This is a genomic window from Kitasatospora sp. NPDC001660 (assembly GCF_053596725.1).
This window is the reverse complement of sequence record NZ_JBSFGU010000113.1, coordinates 1,790-3,130: the sequence shown is the minus strand read 5'-3', so window position 1 is coordinate 3,130 and position 1,341 is coordinate 1,790. Positions and strand designations below refer to the sequence as shown.

Sequence of the window (1,341 nt, the reverse complement as noted above, 5' to 3'; positions counted from 1 at the left end):
TTGCTGCAATGACACGACTTCGGTGATGTGCTTGAGCCCCGCTACATTGTCGGCGCGGAATCACTTGACCAGTGAGCTATTACGCACTCTTTCAAGGGTGGCTGCTTCTAAGCCAACCTCCTGGTTGTCTCTGCGACTCCACATCCTTTCCCACTTAGCACACGCTTAGGGACCTTAGTCGGTGTTCTGGGCTGTTTCCCTCTCGACCATGGAGCTTATCCCCCACAGTCTCACTGCCACGCTCTCACTTACCGGCATTCGGAGTTTGGCTAAGGTCAGTAACCCGGTGAGGCCCATCGCCTATCCAGTGCTCTACCTCCGGCAAGAAACACGTGACGCTGCACCTAAATGCATTTCGGGGAGAACCAGCTATCACGGAGTTTGATTGGCCTTTCACCCCTAACCACAGGTCATCCCCCAGGTTTTCAACCCTGGTGGGTTCGGTCCTCCACACGGTCTTACCCGCGCTTCAACCTGCCCATGGCTAGATCACTCCGCTTCGGGTCTTGGGCATGCAACTCAAACGCCCTATTCGGACTCGCTTTCGCTACGGCTACCCCACACGGGTTAACCTCGCTACACACCGCAAACTCGCAGGCTCATTCTTCAAAAGGCACGCAGTCACGGCCGTGATCCGAAAACCACGACGACGCTCCCACGGCTTGTAGGCACACGGTTTCAGGTACTATTTCACTCCGCTCCCGCGGTACTTTTCACCATTCCCTCACGGTACTATCCGCTATCGGTCACTAGGGAATATTTAGGCTTAGCGGGTGGTCCCGCCAGATTCACACGGGATTTCTCGGGCCCCGTGCTACTTGGGTATTCTTCAAGCGAGCCGCACAGATTTCGTCTACGGGGGTCTTACCCTCTACGCCGGACCTTTCGCATGTCCTTCGACTACCCATACGGTTTCTGACTCGCCGACCGGCCGGCAGACCGATCAAGAAAAAACCCACGACCCCGAAACGGCAACCCCTGCCGGGTCTCACACCATTCCGGTTTAGCCTCATCCAGTTTCGCTCGCCACTACTCCCGGAATCACGGTTGTTTTCTCTTCCTGCGGGTACTGAGATGTTTCACTTCCCCGCGTTCCCTCCACACTGCCTATGTGTTCAGCAGCGGGTGACAGCCCATGACGACTGCCGGGTTTCCCCATTCGGACACCCCCGGATCAAAGCTCGGTTGACAGCTCCCCGGGGCCTATCGCGGCCTCCCACGTCCTTCATCGGTTCCTAGTGCCAAGGCATCCACCGTGCGCCCTTAAAAACTTGGCCACAGATGCTCGCGTCCACTGTGCAGTTCTCAAACAACGACCAGTCACACACCCTCAACACCCCA

At 56.9% G+C, this 1,341-nt stretch carries 1 rRNA gene (running past one end of the window); it reads right to left on the bottom strand.

Annotated features, from left to right (window positions below):
- Positions 1-1,277: ribosomal RNA gene (locus tag ACWCXH_RS39615) — 23S ribosomal RNA — on the bottom strand; it reaches 1,490 nt to the left of the window's first position.
- Positions 1,278-1,341 lie beyond the last annotated feature (64 nt).